Source organism: uncultured Kriegella sp. (genome assembly GCF_963975415.1).
Taxonomy (GTDB): Bacteria; Bacteroidota; Bacteroidia; order Flavobacteriales; family Flavobacteriaceae; genus Kriegella.
The window spans coordinates 17721-39106 of the sequence record NZ_CAXBGN010000019.1 but is presented as its reverse complement, the minus strand read 5'-3'; the positions used below and the strand labels follow the sequence as shown (position 1 = coordinate 39106).

Genomic DNA, 21386 nt, shown 5'->3' with positions numbered 1-21386 from the left:
AAGGTATGTCTAGTCAATCTAGCGCAAATGATATAAAAAAATGAAGGGAAACGAAATAATTGAATGTTTGAGATTAGGAAAAAGGGTTTATGGAACGCTCACCGTTTCTACATCACCAATGTGGCCTAAAGTTGTAAAATCCTTGGGTGTAGATTTTGTTTTTATAGATACCGAGCATATTCCAATTGACCGGAACCAATTAAGTTGGATGTGCGTCGTTTATCAAAATATGAATATAGCACCGATTGTTCGTATTCCCAGCCCAGATCCATATTTAGCATCAATGGTATTAGACGGTGGCGCCTCGGGCGTTATTGCACCATATGTTGAATCGGTCGATCAGGTTCTTGATTTGATGGGTGCCGTAAAAAATAAACCCGTTAAGGGTAGTTTGCTAAAAGATCAGTTAAAAACCTCTAATGCTTTTGGAGCTCATTTATCGTCGTATATAGCAGACTCGAATAAGAATAATGTTTTGATTGTAAACATAGAAAGCAAGAAAGGCATAAAAGCTTTACCAGAGATTCTTGAAGTCGAGGGTTTAGATGGTATTTTAATCGGTCCTCATGACCTTTCCTGTAGTTTAGGTAATCCCGAAAATTATCAGACACCAGAGTTTATAACTACAGTAGATGATATTATAGAAAAAGCGCGAAATAAAGGAAAGGGTGTCGGAATTCATATGATATACGAGGATATAGAAAGTGAATTAAAATGGATAAACCTTGGCGCTAATATAGTCTTGCATGGTGCAGATTTAATTTCATTTAAAGTTCATATGAACAAGACCCTTTCGAAACTTAAAAGGGCCGTAGGAGATGCTGGGGTAGATCATGAAAGCGCCGATATTAACATATAAAAACGGATAGCCAACTTTCTTGAGGTTTTCATGATTGTCGGGAGCCATTAATTCAAAGGATTTAAAAATTATAATGATATATCGCATAAAGGTCATACGTATTAGTGTACTGAAAGCTCTCGGGCTTGTTTTTTGTATGTCATACTTTACAAGTTGCAAGCAAGAGATACAGGAAAAACAAGAGGTGACGTTCAAAGTTGATTTAGATACAATTGTAACAGGTCTGAACTCAAATTTTGTATGGAGCCAGACTTTTGCAACAGCATATGGGCAGGATCAAAATCAATATTTAGCGACCATGAGCAAACAATATATTGTGGGGTCCGATAATTATGGAGATTTGTTTTATAGTTTATCAAAGGATGGAAAAACATGGACTTCGCCTTCGGTGGTTGAGAAGTCGCGGAACGCCGAAAAATCTTCGCGTTTCGATTCTGTCTTCAGTGATGTATATCCCATGTGGCATAAAAAAACGGGAAAGGTACTCGGTACCGGAAAAATTTTCTTTTACGATCGAGCGCAGTATCCCGATCCTGAAATAGGAAGGGGTGCTGGCTACATTATTTATGATCCTGAAATTTCCAAGTGGTCAGGGTTAAAAACTTTGGGTTTTCCTGCCACTACTATGGATGGAGATACAATATATCGGCCTTCGGCGGGGTGTTCCCAACGATTTGATTTAGAAAATGGCGAAATTTTGCTTCCGATTATGTACGAAGGAGGTTGGCTCAATAATGATGAGCGTAATTCTTCCTGTGTAGCAAAGTTTAAATTTGATGGAGAAGAACTAACTGCTTTAACGGTTGGAAATTCTATTTCCATGAATTCTGGAAGAGGTATCTACGAGCCATCGATTACCAAATATGAAAACACCTTTTATCTAACAATGCGAACAGACCATTCTGCTTACGTCGCCATTAGTAAAGATGGGTTGAATTATGAAGAACCGGTAGAATGGAAGTTTACAGATGGCCGTATTTTAGGGAGCTATAATACCCAACAACATTGGTTGGCAAATAAGTATGGCCTTTTTTTGGTGTATACTCGAAAAGGAGCAAACAATGACCATGTGTTCAGGCATAGGGCACCCTTATTTATGGCCAAGGTAGATACGGCTTCGTTACGAGTGATGCCTGAAACAGAAAGAGTAATGATTCCCGAAAGAGGGGCCAGATTGGGCAATTTTAGTGCTTACGTCATCGATGATGAGAATGCTATTCTAGCAACGGCGGAGCGTATAGGTACCGAGGTAACTAAAGATAGTATTGAACTTCTTAAAGTTAAAAAGCTCGGTTATAACAATACCCTATTTTTTAGTAGCATAAAGTTCAAATAAACTTTCCGTAATTATAAAAAAAGTAACTAAAAATTACACATTTGAAGTGCTTTTTAATAGCTGCCTAATCCTCGTAATATTTCTGTATCGCCAAATCTGAAGTTAAAACAAGACATTCGTGATTCGAAACCTTTGGCTTTATGTAGGCGAGAATGGCCCTCAAGTCATGTGCATTTACCCGTGGCGCATTAAAGTCATCAAGGTAATTAGATGGCAAGGCATGACCGTAGAACACTAACAATTCTTTATTAGCGATGGCTTGATCTATACGGGCTTTGATGGTACTGATGTTATGGTCGGATTTTGATATGTTACTTTCAATTCCATAGCGCGAAAGATGAAGCTTTTCGACCGAATTGTCATAAGAATCCTTGTTATTGTTGGTAAAAGCATAATTGTAATCCGACTGTAGCAAAGGTAAAAAATCAGGATGCATGAACGAATTCGGCGTCACAAAGCCCAGCACGGGTATGCCGTAACTTTCAATTATTTTTTTTGATTCCTTTAGTTCGTACAGTAGGGTATTCCTGTTTACCAAAACTGGATCCTGCATCTTGATGTGTGAATATGAATGGGATAGTATACTGATGCCTTCGTCGGAATACGACTTGTACAGCGGAGCGGTTTTTGGGTTTAGTTTATTGGTGGTAAGGGCAAATGAAGGTTTAAAATCAAATTCATCGAATATAGATTTGACATGTGCATCCGTTGTGTTCAAATCATCAAAAATGAAACTGAGTATTGCTGTTTTCGGGTTTTTGATATTTTTTTTAACTGGCTTACAACCGGTACTAATAATTAATAGAAAGACTAAGAGGTAACTGAAAAATCTCATTATTGAAAATGGTATTGCTTTAAATTTGGCGCATTTTTATACATCGAACACTTATTTTTTTACGGTCAAACTTAAAAGAAAAAGGTATGCTGCGTTTAATAGGGATTGACCCTTGTAATCATTTTTGTATGTCTTCACATATACGCTATACCACAACAAATTTATGTAAAATATAGTGATTGAGGTTTACCATAATTGTTGGGTTCGTTCAAAATGATTTTTTCGGAAATTCTGTTCTACACACTGAAGTAGCTGTATGCTGTTCAGTGAGATGTTTTCAAATTAGGTAGTTAGGCGAATTGTTTAAATAAGAAAATATTAAGGGGAAACTGAAAGGCATAATTTTAACTTCTCAACCTAAGATCGATTGTAGATAGTTCATTAAAACATATCACTCGGCAGCTTACTGGAGTTTAGAATTCATCGGAAATAAAAACATGAAAAAGGCGTTTTGTCCTTATACATTCCCTTTTAGGGGAATTGTTCGGCTACAGGTGAAAGTTCCTATGTATAGTTTTCGATTACCTATACTGAAATGTTTTAAAAAAGAAGAATTGCATAACAGCGAAAAGTTCCACTTTAACCACCATAGTTTAATAGCCAAAATGGTTGTTGTGTTTTCATGAACCGTTATCTTATATTTACCTTACAATAATACATCGATAATATGTCAGAATTTTCTAGGAGAAGAATAAAGATTGTTTCTACATTGTGCTTGTTGACCACTATTATAACCATAATCTGGTTTTTTATTGCTAGAGGTCTAGATATGCATGAATTAAGCAACTACATTGGGGCAACCGCGCCTCTTTTTATTCTTTCTGCCATTATATCTAGAAAAGGAAGCCTTACCGTTGCCCGTTTTATCTATATGCTTGCTTTTAATTTTAGTGTTACACTAACTGCTTCGTTCATAGGAAAGGCCGGTAGTGTAGAATTTATATTGATGTTTGCCATGGCCTTACCTTTTGTATTGTTTTCTTTCAGAAGGGAAAGGCTCTTTATTGCAATTTTTTCAGGCTTGTCGATGACATTTTGGTTTCTCTTATATATTACTGATTTTAATCTTTTTACTACTACTCATATGGACCCTGTACTGGCAGGAAGGTACATTTACCCCATTTCTATTATTACTACCATAGTTCTAGTAACCTATCAATTAATATATTTTTCTTTGATAAATGCCGGATTTTATTCGAAAATACACAATCAAAGAGAGATGGCCATTGAGGCGTCAAATGCCAAGTCTAGATTTTTAAGTATGATGAGCCATGAAATACGAACCCCGCTGAATGCCATCACCGGTCTTTCACATATATTGGGCGATACGAATCCGCGTGAGGATCAAAAGCCGAATATTGAAGCGCTGAATTACTCCGGAAAAATACTGCTGAATTTACTAAATAATGTTTTGGATTTCAGTAAAATGGAATCAACAAAAATCGAATTAGATCCGATTCCTACTAATATATTGGCAGCCGTAAAGCAGATAAAAAAAATTCATGAGTCCAGTTGTTTACGTAAAGGAATTACGCTGGAATTGGAAATTGATGATGAACTTCCTATAGTATGGTTAGATATTGTTCGTTTCAATCAGGTAATCAATAATTTAGTTTCCAATGCCATTAAGTTTACCGATAAGGGAAGCGTGACCTTGAAAATTGTCAAAGAAGCTGCGACAAATAATACGATAATTATCCGTACCGAAATCATAGATACAGGCATTGGCATTGATGAAGAACAACAAGAAAAGGTTTGGCAGGCCTTTGCACAAGCTTCCAGCAGTACAAATCGCCTGTATGGTGGAACCGGACTTGGTTTGCCAATTGTAAAAAGTATAATTGAAGCGATGGGGTCTACGGTGCAGGTTGAAAGTGAAGTCGGGAACGGAAGCCGCTTTTATTTCAATCTGGAATTAAAACTGGCCTCGAGTCGTGAATTGGACCAGGTTACCCAAAAAAAGGTACATGATCTCAAGGGTAAAAGAGTATTGTTGGTTGAGGATAATCAAATCAATGTTATGGTGGGCAAACAGATACTGGAGAAGGCCAACTTGGTTGTAGACGTCGCTTATGACGGACTTCTTGCCGTAAACAAAGTACGCGATAATGAGTATGATGCACTTTTGATGGATATTCAAATGCCTGTTATGGATGGCTATACGGCATCTAAGGAAATTAGAAGATTTAACACAGATGTACCCATTCTTGCCCTTTCGGCCTCGGTGTTTCAAGAGGTAAAAGACAAAATGATAGAAAGTGGTATGGATGGTTTTATTTTTAAACCTTTTGACCCCGAAGACCTGCTAAACAAAATAGAAGAGATAGTTCATAAATAGTTTCTGTGGCGCATAGAAAGCACGTTAAAGCTATTTTACTTTTTTAATCGCCTAATAAATGACCACTTTGAAGATATAATTTTCAAAGGGTTGATTTCCGACTTTTTTGAATGTGATTTCAGACTTCGCGACACCCGCTCTTTTGGTAAATTTTAGAGCCACGAAGAATGCTACAAGTATTGAAAAATAAACAAAAATCAATTCTTTTCAATAACTTTGATTACTAATGAAATAGGGCCAGACCTCACGTAGTTAGTGGTTGGAAAGTACTTTTTGGCATGATATGGGACAGCGTAGAAGTTTGAAAAAAGTAAAAAGAATTGCTCTTGTGCTGATTTGGCTATCGGCCATACCGCTTACGTACCCTCAGTTCCCTAATCTTAAATTTGAAAATCTTGATACGGCCGAGGGGCTGTCAAGCAGTACATGTACGGAAATATTTCAAGATAGCGAAGGGTTTTTATGGTTTGCCACCATCGATGGCCTAAACCAATATAACGGCTACGAGTTTGAAATTTACCGTGCTATTCTGAATGATTCAACCTCGATAAGTAATAATAGAATAAATGCCATAACTGAAGACAAATATGGTAACATTTGGGTTGGCACGAACAACGGCTTAAATGTTTTTAATAAAAAAACCGATAAATTCTATAGAATAGGTCTGAATGACCAATTGTCTCTTTCAAACAGCCCAAGAAAAGTTATTAATGATATATTGTACGACGAAAGAAACAATGTGTTATGGGCGGCTACGAATAATGGCGCGATAAAAATACGACTACAGGGCAAGCTAGTAACACAAAACAAAATAGAAGTTTCCTACTATCTGAACGATGAATCCAATAGTAATTCGTTGGACGAGAATAGTGTGAATTCGATTATTGTCGATGAGAAATATGATGTTTTTTTAGTTACCGATGGCCCATACTTAAATCGGTATAACGGGAAGACCGATAATTTTGACCGCATTTATATCGATCATGAGCGACCTTACGAATTAAATCATTTGCCCAAAAATGTGTTTGTAGATTCTGATGATGATTTTTGGATCGGTAACGACCTTTCGAATATAGTTTTATGGTCTCGAAAAAGTAATTCCTTTACCCATCTCTCGTTCGCAGATGTTCATATACCCTTTAGAAATCTATATCAGGATAATCAAGGTATCATTTGGGTATCTTCAGATGGTCATGGTCTTTTTCTTTTAGATAAAAATAAAAAGACAGTCGAGCATCAAATCGTAAACAATCATTTTGACCCGTTTTCCTTGCCTAACAACAAGCCTTCTACCGTTTTGGAAGATAATAGCGGTATACTTTGGATAGGAAGCTACGACAAAGGTGTAAGTAAATTAGATCCCTCAAAATACTCATTCGGCCATTATTATTATCAACCGGATAATGCTAACGGATTAAATGAAAAAATCGTCCAGTCAGTATTACAAGATGACAAGCAAAGAATTTGGATCAGTGCCTATAATGGAGGTCTCAATCTTTTTAACGAGGAAAAAAAGACATATAGACATTACAGCCATGAGTATGGTAACAGCAATTCTTTAAGTTCCAATAAAATACTGTATACCTTTGAATCATCAGATGGTAAAATTTGGATTTGTACCCTCGATGGGGGGCTGAACAGCTTCGACCCTGAACAAGAGCGGTTCGTTAGATATGGGCATCGTCCCGATGCGCCGAATTCCATTGGTCAAAATTCTGTATGGGCAGGGGTCGAAGACCGCCAAAAGAGACTATGGCTCGGCCTTCGCACTGAGGGTATAAGCCTGTTCGATCCCCAAAATCAAATTTTTCATAGTTATAAGAATACTTCGTTGAACGAAGACGGTTTGTCTAGCAATTCTGTGTTACGGCTGTTCATTGATTCGAAGAACCGTTTATTGGTTGGTACGACCCTTGGGTTGAATGTCGTTGCCCTTGATGAAATACAAGAATATGTACCTGAACAAATCTATTTTTCTGAGGTAAGGGAAAACGGCTTACAAGGCAATAGAATAAATTATATTACCGAGGATCATCTCGGAAATATTTGGTTGGGTACTGACAACGGTATATTCAAGCTTGATAGTAATCTTAAACTGATAAGGTCGTACTCTTCCCAGAACGGCCTGCCCAATAACCTTGTCGTAGGTATTAAGGAAGATGATAATCACAATATTTGGATTTCGACTAAAAGCGGACTATCATTTTTGGATTCGAGTACAGGTCAATTCAGAAACTTTAATGTACATGATGGTTTGCAGGGCTCGGAGTTTCAGACCCAATCAATAGAAAAGACCAAAGACGGACGCATTCTGGTAGGCGGTATTAACGGTTTTAATATCTTTCACCCAGATGATATTACTTTTCCTTCTTCCATTGTGCTGAATCCCCAAATCACCGATTTTAAACTGAATAATATAAAAGTGGTGCAGGGCGACACTGTAAATGGCAGAGTCTTGATCAATGGGGCATTGAATTCCGGAGAGAAACTTAAATTGAGGTACGATGAAAATTATATTTCCTTTGAATTCGTCGCACTTTATTTTGAAAACCCCGAACAAGTACAATACGCCTATAAGATGCATGGTCTAGATGGTGAATTTATTGATATTGGATCCAATAGGGTTGTCAACCACTCCAATTTGCAACCGGGTAACTATGTTTTTGAGGTAAAGGCATCCATTGACGGCGATTGGGAAGATGCAGGGGCCGCACAATTAAATATCGAGATTTTACCACCTTTCTGGAAAACTTGGTGGATGTATGGTATCTACATGCTCGTAGGTGGTTTGCTTTTTTGGGCCATAATGTATTATTACACCCAAAAAGTAAGGGAAAACCAACGACACGAGTTAGATCAGATGAAACTGCGGTTTTTTGTGAACGTGTCGCACGAATTTAGAACGCCTTTGACCTTAATCCTGAACCCGATCGATAACATACTTTCCAGTGTGCCTGAAAAGAGTCCTGTCAAATCTTCAGCACTGACCATTCAAAGAAGTGCTAGGCGATTATTACATCTAATGAATCAATTGCTGGATTATAGGAAAATGGATGTCGGCATGTCTCCCCTACAACTCGAAAAAGGAAATATCGTTAAGTTCTGCGAGGATATTTTTTCACTTTTTAAAGGCTTGGCCAATAAAAAAGAAATAGACTACCGGTTCAAATCGGATCCGGAAAATATTACGACGCTTTTTGATCAAGATAAGGTAGAAAAAATAATTACCAATTTAATTTCCAACGCCATTAAGTTTACGAATAGTGGGGGATCCATTACGGTCGCCATGAAGAAGGTGTCACGAACAGAAAAAATATACGATTCGCTATTCTTTACAAAGGAAAAACCAGGCGAATATGTTGAAATAATTGTAGAAGATACCGGTGTAGGACTAGACAAAGAACAATTGAAGAATATTTTTTCGCGATTTTATAATTTGGATGTTACCAAGTCGGGTACTGGTATAGGGCTTAATTTTACAAAGGCATTGGTTGAAATTCATGGAGGCGATATTTCGGTAGAAAGCCAACATAAAAAGGGAACCAAATTTATGGTTCGATTGCCTTTAAACCTCAAAGCACGGACGGAAAAGGTTGAGAACGTGAAGAACGAATTTCGTATTAACTCAATGAAGGCCGTAGAATATGATATGCTGATTGCCAATGAGGAAATTGATGTTGTCACGAAAAAAGCCCGACCCGAGGGCACGAGCCTCCCAACGGTACTCATTGTTGAAGACAATAAGGAGCTGAGAATGCATTTGACAAACGATTTGGCAAGCACCTACAATGTCAAGGAGGCTGCCAATGGGGAAAAAGGTTTGAAAATGGCCCGAAAGTATTACCCCGATATCATCATTAGCGATGTGATGATGCCCAAGATGGATGGTTTTGAATTGTGTCGAAGCATTAAAACCGAATTTGAAACTTGTCATATTCCCGTATTGCTATTAACCGCAAAAAGTCAAGACGATGACCGGGTATCAGGGTACCATAGCGGGGCAGATGGGTATTTGTCCAAACCATTTGTAACTAAGGTTTTAAAGGCTCGGATAAGCAATTTGTTAGAGGCCAGGAAAAGGCTTAAAAAACGATTTTCTGAGGTAGGGGGCATCTTTCCCTCGAGTGAAGTGACCTCGAACAATATCGATGCTGTTTTTTTAGACAAGGCCACAAAAATTGTCTTGGACAATATTGGTGACATGGAGTTTAAGCAGGATGATCTTTTAAAGGGGTTAGGGGTCGGACGTTCACAATTATATCGAAAAATTAGTTCGCTTACGGGGAATAACCCTAGCTACTTTATACGTACGGTGCGATTGAGGCATGCCTCTGAACTTCTTTTGAAAAATCAATACTCCATTAAAGAGGTGAGCTATATGACCGGTTTTAATTCGACGGCCTATTTTAGCAAAACCTTCAAAGAATTATTTGATTTGACACCAACTGAATTTATGGAGAAGAAAGGAAGGTCCGGTTCCAGTGTAGATATCGATTAGTTGTATGTTTTAATGTAAAAGCCTTTTCCAAAGTAAGCGTTGCCATGCAACAAGATTGTATTTACTATCAAAAAAACAGCTGTGGCTCTCACCACAGCTGCTTCCCCAGAAAAACTAACTCAAAAAAACTATTGTTAATATCGATTACCAACCTGGGTTTTGTACCAAGTTTGTGTTTATTACGGTTTCATTTATTGGCAGTGGCCATAGATAATTTTTTTGGTTATATGGTCTATTTGATGATGGGTCGATAATTAGAGCCCTCACCGGACCAACCCCAGATGGGTAATCTTCTTTGAAGCCGAAAATAGCATTCGATGAATCAAAAAGGGAGGAGTCGGTTTCATATTCAGATCCTTCAATGACATATCCGATAAGGTCGTCACTAAGTAAATCTTTGGCTGTATCCCATCGTCTTATGTCATTCCAATGGTTGTTATCTTCCATATAAAGCTCTACAGTTCTTTCCCTTCTTATTTCTTCCAACATGTCTAATCCATTTGCAGAAACCAGCGCATTGGTTAACGGGGCTACCGCAGCCCTATCTCTAACTAAATTGACTGAGATATTTAAATCGGAATCTGAAATAGAACCGTCACGCTCGTATAATGCTTCTGCATAGATCAATAATACTTCTGCATATCTTAAATGGGGATAGTTGTACCCTTCTGTTCTGACCACTCGATAATTATTCCAAGTCGTGAATTTCCAATTAGATAAATTTGTACCACTTTCTGCTGTGATAGCTAATATCGGAAGAGATTCGCCCTCAAGTACCAGTTCGCCAAAATTGGCCCACATTCTTCGGTCTCTATCAATAAATTGGTCGGACTGCACGGCATAGCCCTGAAATAGGGGTGACTTATCAATAGGCAACCCATCATCGCTCACATACATGTCTAATGCGACCTGTGTAGGTGAATTTCTCCCAAAATTGATTTGGGTAAATAGACTGTTTATGGTGTTCTGCGTACCAAAATCATATATGGTTTGTATAATGAATTCGTTGTTTGATGCTTTGGTATAACCACCAGGGTTTGACTCCGCACCTTCCAAAGAAAACAACCATCTGTAAGAATTATTTTCCATAATAGGGTCAGCATTTTGATTCCAAATTGCAAATTGACCGCTGTCCATTACGGCTTTTGCGGTAGTCACCGCTGCCGCAATATAGGCCACGGAATTATCTTCGGTTCCAGAACCTTCAAAATCAGTAGCGGTACCGACGTATTTTTCCCAAGTACCTTCAAATAAAAGCACACGTGCTTTGTAGGCCATGGCGGCGATACTGCTGATTTTTCCAAGATTTGCACCCGTCGCTGTTTGGGGTAAGCCTGCAATAGCCAAATCTAAATCTGAAAGAACTTGTTCTACCACTTCGTATCTGCTATTTCTAGGGGCAAATAGAATTTCTGAATCCACATTGGTCACCTCGGTCACAAGGGGTATACCACCAAATCGTTTTAATAATCTAAAGTGTTGGTAGGCTCTAAAGAAATGAGCAGTTGCAATGGACTCCCTTATTTCAGATGCATCACCTCCATCGGCGACATACTCCTCTGCTTTTTGAAGTAAAAGGTTTATCTCTCTGAGGTAAGTGTAGCCATTGTTCCAATAGATATCTTCATCTGTTGCGGTATTTACACCTTGCCCGTAATCTTGAATTCTTCCTGATAATTCCGTTCCATAGTCGGTTATCATGTCCCAACCATCATTCATTGTTGGAGATGGAGAATGCAACCCTCTATAGAAGCGATTTGCGGCATCCTCAAAATTCTGGGGATCGTCAAAGTAGACCTGCTCAGTTACACTATCTAAATCTTGTAAGTCAAGAAATGTATCCTCGCAGCTTACTAGTAAGAGGAAGACCGCTGAGAATAGGGATATTATTTTTTTCATCTGTATATTTTTTTCGTTAATTATTACTTGCCTTATCATAAGAACTAAAATGCTAAATTTAGACCTATGGCAATAGTACGTTGAAACGGATAGATTGACCTATTTATGTTTGTATCTGTTGACAACGGGGTAACGCCAGATTCAGGATCTTGACCATCGATCAATGAGGTGAACTCAAATAAATCATTGCCAGAAAAATAAATACGTAGTTTATCCAGGTTTAATTTATTTATAACATCAGATGGCAAACTGTAACCTATAACAAGTGTTTTAAGACGCACATATTTACTGTTTTGGGCAGCTATATCAGTTTCAAACCAATTCCACCGGGCTAGACCTGTCTGCGCTGTTAACCTAGGGTAGGTGGCGCTAGTGTTTTCCGGAGTCCACTGCTGACCATTATAAGCTACGGTCTGGTTTGGCCAAGGAAAAACGAAAGGTGCTTGCAAGACGCCATTTCGATACACAGTTTGTTCTAAATGACCTTGAAAAAAGGCTGTAAAATCAAAGCCTTTATACTTTGCTCCCAGGTTAATACCAAAAACGTAGTGTGCTTGGGCATCTCCAACAAATTTTACATCACCCTGCCCTTTTTCTGCATCGGGGTTTTGATCATTGATAACACCATTGCCATCCAAATCAACTTTTCTTAAATCCCCAATTCGCAAGGCAGAGGCACCGGTAGGCACTTCTGAGCCATCGCCGGCATATTGGGCGTTATATGCATCAACCTCAGCTTGTGTTTGGAATAGTCCATCAGTTTCCCAGGCAAAATAGGAGTTCAGAGGATACCCTTCAACGGTTCGGCGTAAGCCTGCTTGAATAGCGTTTCCTCCCTCCAAATTGACTAACATATTATTGCTATCGCTCATATTTAAGCCAATGTTATACGAGAAATCATTTTTACCGCCCCTCCAATTCAAAACGGCCTCCCAACCTGTGGTTTCTAAATTTCCACTATTGGTTTCAGGCGCTTCGGCCCCTAATACCTCGGGGTATGTCACGTTTACAAGCATGCCATTGTTTTTTCTTTCATAGGTGTCGAAACTACCGGATAGTTTGTTGTTGAACAACGCAAAATCAATTCCGATATTTTTCATGACAACGTCTTCCCAAGAACGTGTAGTAGTGGTCAAGCCACTAACCCAAGCAGTTGGACTAAGCGTTCCCCCTTCGCCAAAAAGTTCAGTGCCGGTTGCTATGGTAGATACATAGTCGTACGGACCTATACCTACCTGATTACCACTAGAACCGATACTGGCCCTGATTTTTAAGTTGTTTAAGCCATCTACGTTCTCCAAAAACTTTTCTTTATGAACATTCCAACCCACAGAAACACTGCCATAATTATTGAATTTAAAACCAGGTGCAAATCTGGAAGAACCATCTCGTCTACCAACGAGTTCTACCAAGTATTTTTCATCATAATCATAATTGATTCTTGTTAAATAGGAAAATAGTCCTTCATGATCTTGACCTCTATTATTGTTATTATTTGCTCCTCCATTGGTCTGAACCCCTGTTGCGACCAATATATCATATACACCCTCATCTACGAAACCGGTTCTATGCCCATAAAGAGCCTTGAAATCGTTTTTTTCGGCAGTTATACCTGCCATTACCCCAAAATTGTGCTTGCCAAAACTTTTGTCATAGTTTAGAAAGCCTCCATAGGTTTGATAAGATTTAGTGATATGTAGCGCCGAAATTGTTGGATTATTGGTTACCGCATTCACCAATTCACCATTCCAATTATATGTAGGTACCGCTATATTGTAGACATCCCGTCTGCTATTCACATGGTTATAGGTCCCATTTAGCATGGCACTGAAGCCATACCCTATGTCATAGTTAAGGTTCAGTGTTAGTTTAGCTAGATTTTCTTCGAGATTATCTCTGCCACCTTCTGAAGTTGCGGCTACTGAATTCGTTCCTCCTATGCCAAAATTACCGTACCACTGCCCTTGAGGATTTTTTGAAGGAAATACGGGGGCATCTTGGGCAACGAGTGTACGTCCAAACCCTTGTGACGGACTTGATGTAATATTTTTCTGTAAGGCAATATTCGCCGTCAAGTTTAGTTTTTCCGTAACATCATAGTCGCTATTCAACCTTACCGAGTATTGCTTTATACCGTCATAGGCAGTTTTTAAGGCACCCTGAGATTCAGACTCTCCAATAGATAACCTGTACCTAGCTTGATCTGAACTCCCGGAAATACTCAAGGTATTTTGACGGCCAAAGTTAGACCCATATAATTCATCAAAACGATTGGCCGGTGCCATATATACGAGTCCATCATATCCCCATACCGCTGGAAGCGTTTGATAGAATCTGGCTTCACCCGCTGCAAAACCCCTTACGGTTTCTTCGCCCCAATTCCAATAATTAGGAACGGCATCTTGTTCTGCGGCATCCAACCATAGTTGACCATATTGCTGCATAGTAGGAACTGGAGGGTTTAGACCAATAAAATTGGCTCTAATCATTGTATTGAACTCCACCTTCATTTTTCCACGACCCTTTTTGGTAGTAACTAAAATTACCCCATTCGCTGCCCTAGAACCGTATATTGAAGCGGCGCCATCTTTAAGAACACTAATCGATTCAATATCATCTGGATTCATTTGAAAAAACTCACTGTCATCAAAAGCTGGAGCACCATCAATAACGATCAAGGGACTTCCACCATTGACCGATGTAGCACCCCTAATTTGTAGATTGATATCTTCATTACCAGGTCTTGAGGCACTCCTGTTAATCACTAATCCCGGAGATTGACCCTGCAAAGCCAATGCCACATTGGTTACCGCTCGACTTTCAAAGACCTCTGGCTTTACCTGTTCAATTGAGCCGGTCAAGGTTTCCTTTTTAGCTGTACCGTAGCCAACAACTACTACCTCGTCAAGTTCGCTAACATCGGTCTCTAAAGAAACATTAATGGTATTGTTGGTTCCTACGGTAATCTCTTGGCTCGTAAAACCAATGGAAGAAAATATTAGTACCGTATTTTCCGACGGAACGTTGATAGTATAATTTCCGTCAAAATCTGTGGTGGTTCCACTTGTTGTTCCCTTTACGATTACATTGGCCGCCGGAACGGGTAAGCCATCATCGGAACTGATTACCGTACCTTTTATCGTAAGGTCTTGTGTGACTTCAATATTCAGTATGGAGTTCTTCCAATTTGCGTCAGGATCTGAAGCATACAAAGAGGTATGCATACCACTGCATAGAAAGCTTAAGATTCCTAACAAACCTGCCATATACTTTAGGATAGTTTGATAGTTTTTAATTGTATTCATAAAGTGTTATTTAAAGTTCTTAAAAGTTGAGTTGATTTAACAAAGTTTAGAGTGCGCGACCTTTCTTTGAAATCGTTAAGCCAATGTTAAAAAGAAAGGATGTAGTAAGCGATAACTTATTGTTCATTGATTATAAATTATGGTTCTTTATAGCTTGTGGGCAATGCAAATGAAAATTTTTGAAAGAAATTCTAAAAAAAAGTACGAATAGCAAGAGGTACGGCGAACGGTTCTTTAGGGAGAATAGTTCAATTATTTTTACTGCCTAAGAGACATGGTTATGCCCCATAAACCAATTGCTAATCGAAATACCACGTTAATATGCGGCAGTTAATAGTAGTAGACACTAGACAATTATCAATTCTGCTTGCGAAAGTCGCAGTCTGAATAAATTTCGAGATTTCCATTTTTAGGTCTCGAAAAGTTAAAATAGCTTTATACAAATATATTCACAGCGCACTACCAGAAGTCTCATGATTTCATAAGGTAGCAATGTAAAAGTTTTAGTGTAGGGCTTCAGACCACAAGACAAAGAATCATAATTTATAGCCTTTGGATTATATTTTATGTTGCTTTGTTGATAATCGAACTATAATTGCATAGTCTCGGCCCAAAAGTGACCAAAGACAAATGAAAATAAATTGAATCATTCAGAATTATGAGGAACTGTGTACGATTGTTAAGCCTTTTGGTTTTATTGACCCTTGCATTGGGGTGTGGTAATGTATCACCCGAAAAAAAAAGGGATTCCACTTTTAACGTCAATGCACAACTGGAGTACTGTGCGGATCAGGCTGCCAAAACATTGCTACTCATACCCAATGATTCCAGCAGCCTTCCTAGAAATATAGCCCATGATAGTAAAGAATGGCGGTTTATCGATTACAAAGATTGGACTAGTGGTTTTTGGCCCGGAACCTTATGGTATTTATATGAAGGAACAAATGATAAGAAATGGGAAAAAGAGGCTGATGCCTTCAGTAGATACCTAACACCACTGTCGGTAACTCCTGCCCTTGATCATGACATAGGTTTTCAGGTATTCAATAGTTTTGGTAATGGCTATCGCCTTACCGGAAACCCCGAATACAAAGACATTATCTTGAAAGCGGCCGATACGCTGGCAACCCTGTTCAATCCAAAGGTAGGTACGATTCTTTCTTGGCCTCGGGATGTTCCCAATATGGAGTGGCCACAGCATAATACCATTATGGACAATATGATCAATCTTGAACTCCTGTTCTGGGCGTCGAAAAATGGCGGGGATAAGTCTTTATATGATATGGCGGCTAGCCATGCCGATGTTACGATGAGAAATCATTTTCGGCCTGATTTTACTTCCTACCACGTGGTCATCTATGATCGGGAATCCGGCAAAAAAATAAAAGCGGTCACCCACCAAGGATATGAAGATGAGAGTATGTGGGCACGCGGACAAGGATGGGCCATTTACGGTTATACGATGGTCTACCGGGAAACAGGGGATAAAAAATATCTCGATTGGGCCCAAAAAGTGGCACAAGTGTACTTAGATCGTCTGCCAGAGGATCTTATACCCTACTGGGATTTTAGTGCACCCGATATTCCGAAAGCACCTAGGGATGCTTCGGCCGCGGCCTTGGTTGCATCGGCACTTCTCGAACTTACAACACTTACCAAAGATGCTGATTTGGCAAAAATGTATGCCGACAAGGCCGAGAAAATGATTGTCGAACTTTCCGAAAACTATTTGAGCAAGGAAAAGAATTCGGCATTTTTACTGCATTCAACAGGCCACAAACCTGCCGGTAGTGAAATCGACTATTCCATCAATTATGCAGACTATTATTATATAGAGGCCCTATTGCGATTAAAGAAGTTAAAAGCCCAAAAGAGCTGAAAAGGTAATCAATGGCTCTATTGCAGCTGTTTTTCTTCTACAAAAGCCACCATATAATTTATCATGCTGAAACTAAAATCAATTTTATGAGAACTTTTATTCTTTTTTTAGGAATGTGTTTTCTGATAGTAGGGAAATCACAAGCCCAAGCTATTCAGGGTTTAGAAAAAACGCAACCTAATATTGTAGTATTGTTATGTGACGATTTGGGGTATGGAGATTTAGCTTCATTCGGTCATCCTATTATTAAAACACCGAATTTAGACAAGCTGGCCTCAACAGGAATTAAGCTGACCAATTTTTATTCGACAGCACCGGTATGTTCGCCTTCCCGCGTTGGTTTATTAACTGGCCGTAGTCCAAATAAAGCAGGCGTTTATGATTTTATTCCGGGCCCTAAAAAAAGTCAGGACTATAGAGATTTAGTGCATCTACAAGCAAATGAACAGACGATACCTGCGCTGTTAAAATCTGTAGGATATGCCACGTGTTTGGTTGGTAAATGGCATGGTAGTTCGAAGTTTAATTCCGATGAACAGCCACAACCGAATGATTTTGGGTTCGACCATTGGATGGCAACACATAACAATGCCTCCCCCAGTCATAAAGACCCTGATAACTTTGTACGAAATGGTGAGGAAGTCGGTAAGATTGAAGGTTTTAGTAGCCAGGTAATCGTCAATGAGGCTATACATTGGTTGGATAGCAGAAAAAATGATGCCCCATTCTTTCTAGAAGTCGCCTTTCACGAACCACATGAGCCAATTGCTTCTCCGGAAGATTTGGTGCAAAAATATTTGCCCAAGGCTAAGAATAGGGAAGAGGCGGAATACTTTGCCAATGTCGAAAATGTCGATTTGGCAGTTGGGCGTTTGGTAGCCTATTTTGAGAAAAATAATATAGATAATACCTTGATTGTGTTTAGTTCCGATAATGGCCCCGAAACCTTAATGAGGTATCAAAGGGCAAAACGTTCATACGGTACTCCAGGGGAACTAAGAGGCATGAAATTATGGACTAACGAGGCTGGTTTTAGAGTGCCTGGTATCATCAATTGGATAGGAAAGGAAACGTTTACCGGAACCTCCGATAAAGTGGTATCCGCTTTAGATTTTCTTCCAACATTTGTGGCGCTTTCCGGTGCTGCGTTACCCGATAGGGAATTAGACGGGGAATCGTTTACCACACTTCTTGAGAATGGGGAATTTAATCGAAGTAAACCTTTAATTTGGGCATTTTACAACGCCTTGAACGAGCGCAGGGTGGCTATGCGAAAAGGTGATTGGAAAATAATGGCACGTATTGAAGCCAATGGGGAAACCGTACCTCGGTTAAATAATTTATACGATGGGAATGAGGTTTTGGTAAAAAATGCAAAACTGACGGACTATGTTTTGTTTAATTTAAAGAACGATAGCAACGAGTCTGAAGATTTATCTTTAAAGGAACCGGAAATTTTTGAGAAAATAAAGGAGGAGTTTGAAATTCAGTATCAAGCACTTTTGGATAGTAGTTACATTTGGGTACGTAACCCCTAGTATATCAATCTTATGCAGAAACGCTGTTTTCTTATTGTTGCGATAGCCTTCCTGTTTTCTAGTGATTGGGCAGCTGCGCAGTTTGTCTTCCCAGATGCTATTGAAAGGGAACATCCGCGAATGTTGGCACCTCATTTGAACAAGGATAACATCCTTCAAAAAATTGAGAATTCCGAAGAAATAAAAGCATCCTACAACGTATTCAAGCGCAAAATCGCAAAGCATGTATTACAATATAAGAAAGACCCAGAGTGGCTGTCTTCCAGGTTTCAGATGTATTGGAAATCGCATGCCACCGACGTATTCGTTGATGGAGAGTTCTATTCCCATGCAACGGGGCGTGCACCCGTTCCCACAGTAAGGTTTACGGGGCAGCGCGATTATGTGACACTTTACAAAACGCCAAAATTGGAAGATGTAAAACCGTTTTTAGAAGATGATAAAGGCCTGTTTTTACAAAATAAGAAAACGAACGAATGGGAATGGGTAATACCTTCCAAAACGGGCAGGGTCATTGAGAATACCAATGAGAATATCATGAAAATCGCACGTGATGCGGCTTTGGTCTACTTTATTGAACGTGATGAGGAGTATGCCGAATTGGCGGCTCACCTATTCGATGTATATATGCACGGATTGTATTATCGAAACGAACCTATAGACCTGAAAAATGGTAATGTTCAGCGAATTATAGGATTGACCTCCTTTCAGGTAATCAAGGAGAACATTGTAGATGAACTGGCCGAAACCTATGAATTTTTGTATGAGTATCTACAGGAGAACAAAAAAGAAATGATCCCAATTTACACGGGTTCATTGAAAAAATTGGCTGAAATCATTATTAAGAATGGGGTACCCGATAATAACTGGAACCTACATCAAGCGAATTTCGTAATACAACTGGCTTTGGCATTAGACGATGACAGTGCTTATGAAGATGGTAAGGGTTGTCAATATTACCTAAACCGTGTTTTCAATGAAACCGAGGCCAGACAGTGGTCGATCGCCGATGTTTTGGCATACGGCTATGACCAAAATAACGGAATCTGGAACGAGAGTGCTGGCTATGCCCTAAGTGTCGCAAAAGGGTATACCCATTTGACTCGGGTAATTCAAGAAGCATTGAACATTGATGTTTTGCCGTACATGTCCATTCTTCCCAAAGCGGTTGAGGTAATGCCACAGTACCTATATCCCAACAAATATATTGTGGCATTTGGTGATTCCCACTACGGACCGCTGGAAACAGCACCTTTTCTGGATTTAGTGGCCAATGCCCAAAAGTTCGATAAGCGACCACAAGAGGAGAAATTTACTTCGTTATTGTACATGCTTGAAGGGAAAGAGAAAACTCAAAAAGAAAAAAAAACAAAGAATTCTTTCTATAACTTTTTGTACAAGACGGAAGTACCTTTGAATCCTAATATCGTACCGGCAAATCAGGCTGATTTTATGACAGCAACCTTCTATGCGCCAACTGTTAGTTGGGTTGCAATGCGAAACGGACTCGACCCCAAACATGGTTTAATGATTTCCCAGGCAGGCTCATTGGGTAATCATGCACATTCCAATGGTATTGCCATGGAACTCTACGGAAAAGGATATGTTCTGGGACCGGAAGGAGGGAGGGGGTCCAGTTATTTTCAATCCGATTATCGGGAATATTATTCGCAGTTTCCCGCACACAATACCGTTTCGGTTAATGGAAAATCACGATATGAAAAAATGCGCAGTTACTACGCGTTTGAAGTCAATACCCTCTATCCCGAATCTGAGCGTAAAACAGGATATTTTCCCGACATCACTTTTTCGGATCTATATTTCCACGAGCCTAGTACCAATGCCGACCAGAATAGAGTCATGGGCATCGTTAGAACCAGTGAAGAAACGGGCTATTATATCGATGTTTTTCGATCTCGAACAAAGGAAAACAACGATAAATACCACGATTATTTTTACCACAATTTGGGGCAGGAATTGCTATTGAAGAATGGGAATGATGAATTATTTCCATTGAAAACAACCACTAAATTATCTTCTAAGGAAGGAAATATAAAAGCGTACGATTATTTCTGGGATGAAGAATCGTTAATGACTAGTGATCCCATCAAAGCCACATTCAATTTATCGATTAAGGGAGAAGGGAAAGTGAGCATGAACATGTGGATGTTAGGTGGTAGTGATCGTGAAGTCTTTAGGGTCAAATCGCCACCATCGGAAGCATTCAGAAATGGTATGATACCAAAGGAAATCGAAGAAGCTCCATTGTTGACCACCGTGGTCAGGCAGTATGGTGAGGCATGGAATCGGCCGTTCGTGGCCATTTATGAACCTACAACGGCAAGTGAGCTGTCTACCATAACAAGCATAGCGTCTTTTAACGTTGGAAATGGAGACAAGGGGTTTGTAGGACTGAAAATAGATCATAATACCGGTCGGGAAGATTTGCTATTCTCTTCCGAAAAAAGCAACGCCTATAGCTATAAAAATATTGATTTCGAGGGAAGCTTCGGCTTGGTAACCGAAGAGAAGGGAAGTACCACACTTTTTCTAGGTTCTGGGAAAAAAATCACAAAAGATGGCTGGTCTATTGAAGTTTTAGGGAAAAAATCGGGTGCCGCGGCCCTTGTTTATGGTAAAAAGGTGCAGTTGACCTGTAACGAATCAACAGTATTGACAGTTCCTGATACATTCAAAGGTAATGAAGTGTCTTTGACCTACGCACACAAACAAATAAGAGGAAAGCGCACAACTATCGACACGAAAGATGTGGTTCGGTTTATTGTTCCTAAAATGGATTTTCAAACGATCGAGTTTAAAACAAAACCCTAACCAGGTAACCAAAGCCTGTCAATGTCTGTAGTGAAGTAACATGGGGCCAAAGCGGGTAAAACAAATA

Annotated in this window: 10 protein-coding genes; 7 read left to right on the top strand and 3 right to left on the bottom strand. The window is 39.3% G+C overall.

The features are described from left to right. Window positions 1–40 precede the first annotated feature (40 nt). Window positions 41–859, top strand: a complete 819-nt coding sequence (locus tag AACZ88_RS23320) for an aldolase/citrate lyase family protein (RefSeq protein WP_339716037.1) — start codon at window positions 41–43, stop codon at window positions 857–859. A 73-nt stretch (window positions 860–932) separates the two neighbouring features. Further along, window positions 933–2195: a sialidase family protein gene (locus tag AACZ88_RS23315; protein ID WP_339716034.1), complete on the top strand. Its 1263-nt coding sequence runs from the start codon at window positions 933–935 to the stop codon at window positions 2193–2195. A gap of 64 nt (window positions 2196–2259) precedes the next feature. Here the strand turns inward: AACZ88_RS23315 and AACZ88_RS23310 are convergent, their stop codons facing one another. Beyond that, a complete protein-coding gene (locus AACZ88_RS23310; protein ID WP_339716031.1) occupies window positions 2260–3030 on the bottom strand; it encodes a polysaccharide deacetylase family protein in 771 nt (256 codons plus the stop codon). A 667-nt stretch (window positions 3031–3697) separates the two neighbouring features. Here AACZ88_RS23310 and AACZ88_RS23305 point away from each other — a divergent pair. Together AACZ88_RS23305 and AACZ88_RS23300 are read left to right on the top strand one after the other, a co-directional pair. Continuing rightward, window positions 3698–5368 carry a response regulator gene (locus AACZ88_RS23305; RefSeq protein ID WP_339716028.1) on the top strand — a complete coding sequence of 557 codons (1671 nt, stop codon included), beginning with the start codon at window positions 3698–3700 and terminating at the stop codon, window positions 5366–5368. A 283-nt stretch (window positions 5369–5651) separates the two neighbouring features. After that, on the top strand, window positions 5652–9866 hold the full coding sequence (locus tag AACZ88_RS23300) for a two-component regulator propeller domain-containing protein (protein ID WP_339716025.1): 4215 nt from the start codon (window positions 5652–5654) through the stop codon (window positions 9864–9866). Window positions 9867–10010: 144 nt separating this feature from the next. Here the strand turns inward: AACZ88_RS23300 and AACZ88_RS23295 are convergent, their stop codons facing one another. Both AACZ88_RS23295 and AACZ88_RS23290 read right to left on the bottom strand, forming a co-directional pair. Next, on the bottom strand, window positions 10011–11765 hold the full coding sequence (locus AACZ88_RS23295; protein ID WP_339716022.1) for a RagB/SusD family nutrient uptake outer membrane protein: 1755 nt from the start codon (window positions 11763–11765) through the stop codon (window positions 10011–10013). Window positions 11766–11809: 44 nt separating this feature from the next. After that, a complete protein-coding gene (locus tag AACZ88_RS23290) occupies window positions 11810–15070 on the bottom strand; it encodes a TonB-dependent receptor (protein ID WP_339716019.1) in 3261 nt (1086 codons plus the stop codon). A 658-nt stretch (window positions 15071–15728) separates the two neighbouring features. On the opposite strand from AACZ88_RS23290, the gene AACZ88_RS23285 reads away from it, so the two are divergent. The 3 genes from AACZ88_RS23285 to AACZ88_RS23275 all read left to right on the top strand — a co-directional run bounded on the left by AACZ88_RS23285 (window position 15729) and on the right by AACZ88_RS23275 (window position 21319). Then, window positions 15729–16949 carry a glycoside hydrolase family 88 protein gene (locus AACZ88_RS23285; RefSeq protein WP_339716017.1) on the top strand — a complete coding sequence of 407 codons (1221 nt, stop codon included), beginning with the start codon at window positions 15729–15731 and terminating at the stop codon, window positions 16947–16949. Between the two features lie 86 nt (window positions 16950–17035). After that, complete coding sequence (locus AACZ88_RS23280) at window positions 17036–18487, top strand: sulfatase-like hydrolase/transferase (RefSeq protein ID WP_339716014.1); 1452 nt, start codon at window positions 17036–17038, stop codon at window positions 18485–18487. Between the two features lie 12 nt (window positions 18488–18499). After that, complete coding sequence (locus tag AACZ88_RS23275) at window positions 18500–21319, top strand: heparinase II/III family protein (protein ID WP_339716011.1); 2820 nt, start codon at window positions 18500–18502, stop codon at window positions 21317–21319. Window positions 21320–21386: the final 67 nt, after the last annotated feature.

Coding starts and splice junctions, on each gene's coding strand:
- AACZ88_RS23295 (WP_339716022.1), bottom strand. CDS start 11,765: ATGAAAAAAATAATATCCCTATTCTCAGCGGTCTTCCTCTTACTAGTA.
- AACZ88_RS23305 (WP_339716028.1), top strand. CDS start 3,698: ATGTCAGAATTTTCTAGGAGAAGAATAAAGATTGTTTCTACATTGTGC.
- AACZ88_RS23275 (WP_339716011.1), top strand. CDS start 18,500: ATGCAGAAACGCTGTTTTCTTATTGTTGCGATAGCCTTCCTGTTTTCT.
- AACZ88_RS23285 (WP_339716017.1), top strand. CDS start 15,729: ATGAGGAACTGTGTACGATTGTTAAGCCTTTTGGTTTTATTGACCCTT.
- AACZ88_RS23290 (WP_339716019.1), bottom strand. CDS start 15,070: ATGAATACAATTAAAAACTATCAAACTATCCTAAAGTATATGGCAGGT.
- AACZ88_RS23300 (WP_339716025.1), top strand. CDS start 5,652: ATGGGACAGCGTAGAAGTTTGAAAAAAGTAAAAAGAATTGCTCTTGTG.
- AACZ88_RS23320 (WP_339716037.1), top strand. CDS start 41: ATGAAGGGAAACGAAATAATTGAATGTTTGAGATTAGGAAAAAGGGTT.
- AACZ88_RS23315 (WP_339716034.1), top strand. CDS start 933: ATGATATATCGCATAAAGGTCATACGTATTAGTGTACTGAAAGCTCTC.
- AACZ88_RS23310 (WP_339716031.1), bottom strand. CDS start 3,030: ATGAGATTTTTCAGTTACCTCTTAGTCTTTCTATTAATTATTAGTACC.
- AACZ88_RS23280 (WP_339716014.1), top strand. CDS start 17,036: ATGAGAACTTTTATTCTTTTTTTAGGAATGTGTTTTCTGATAGTAGGG.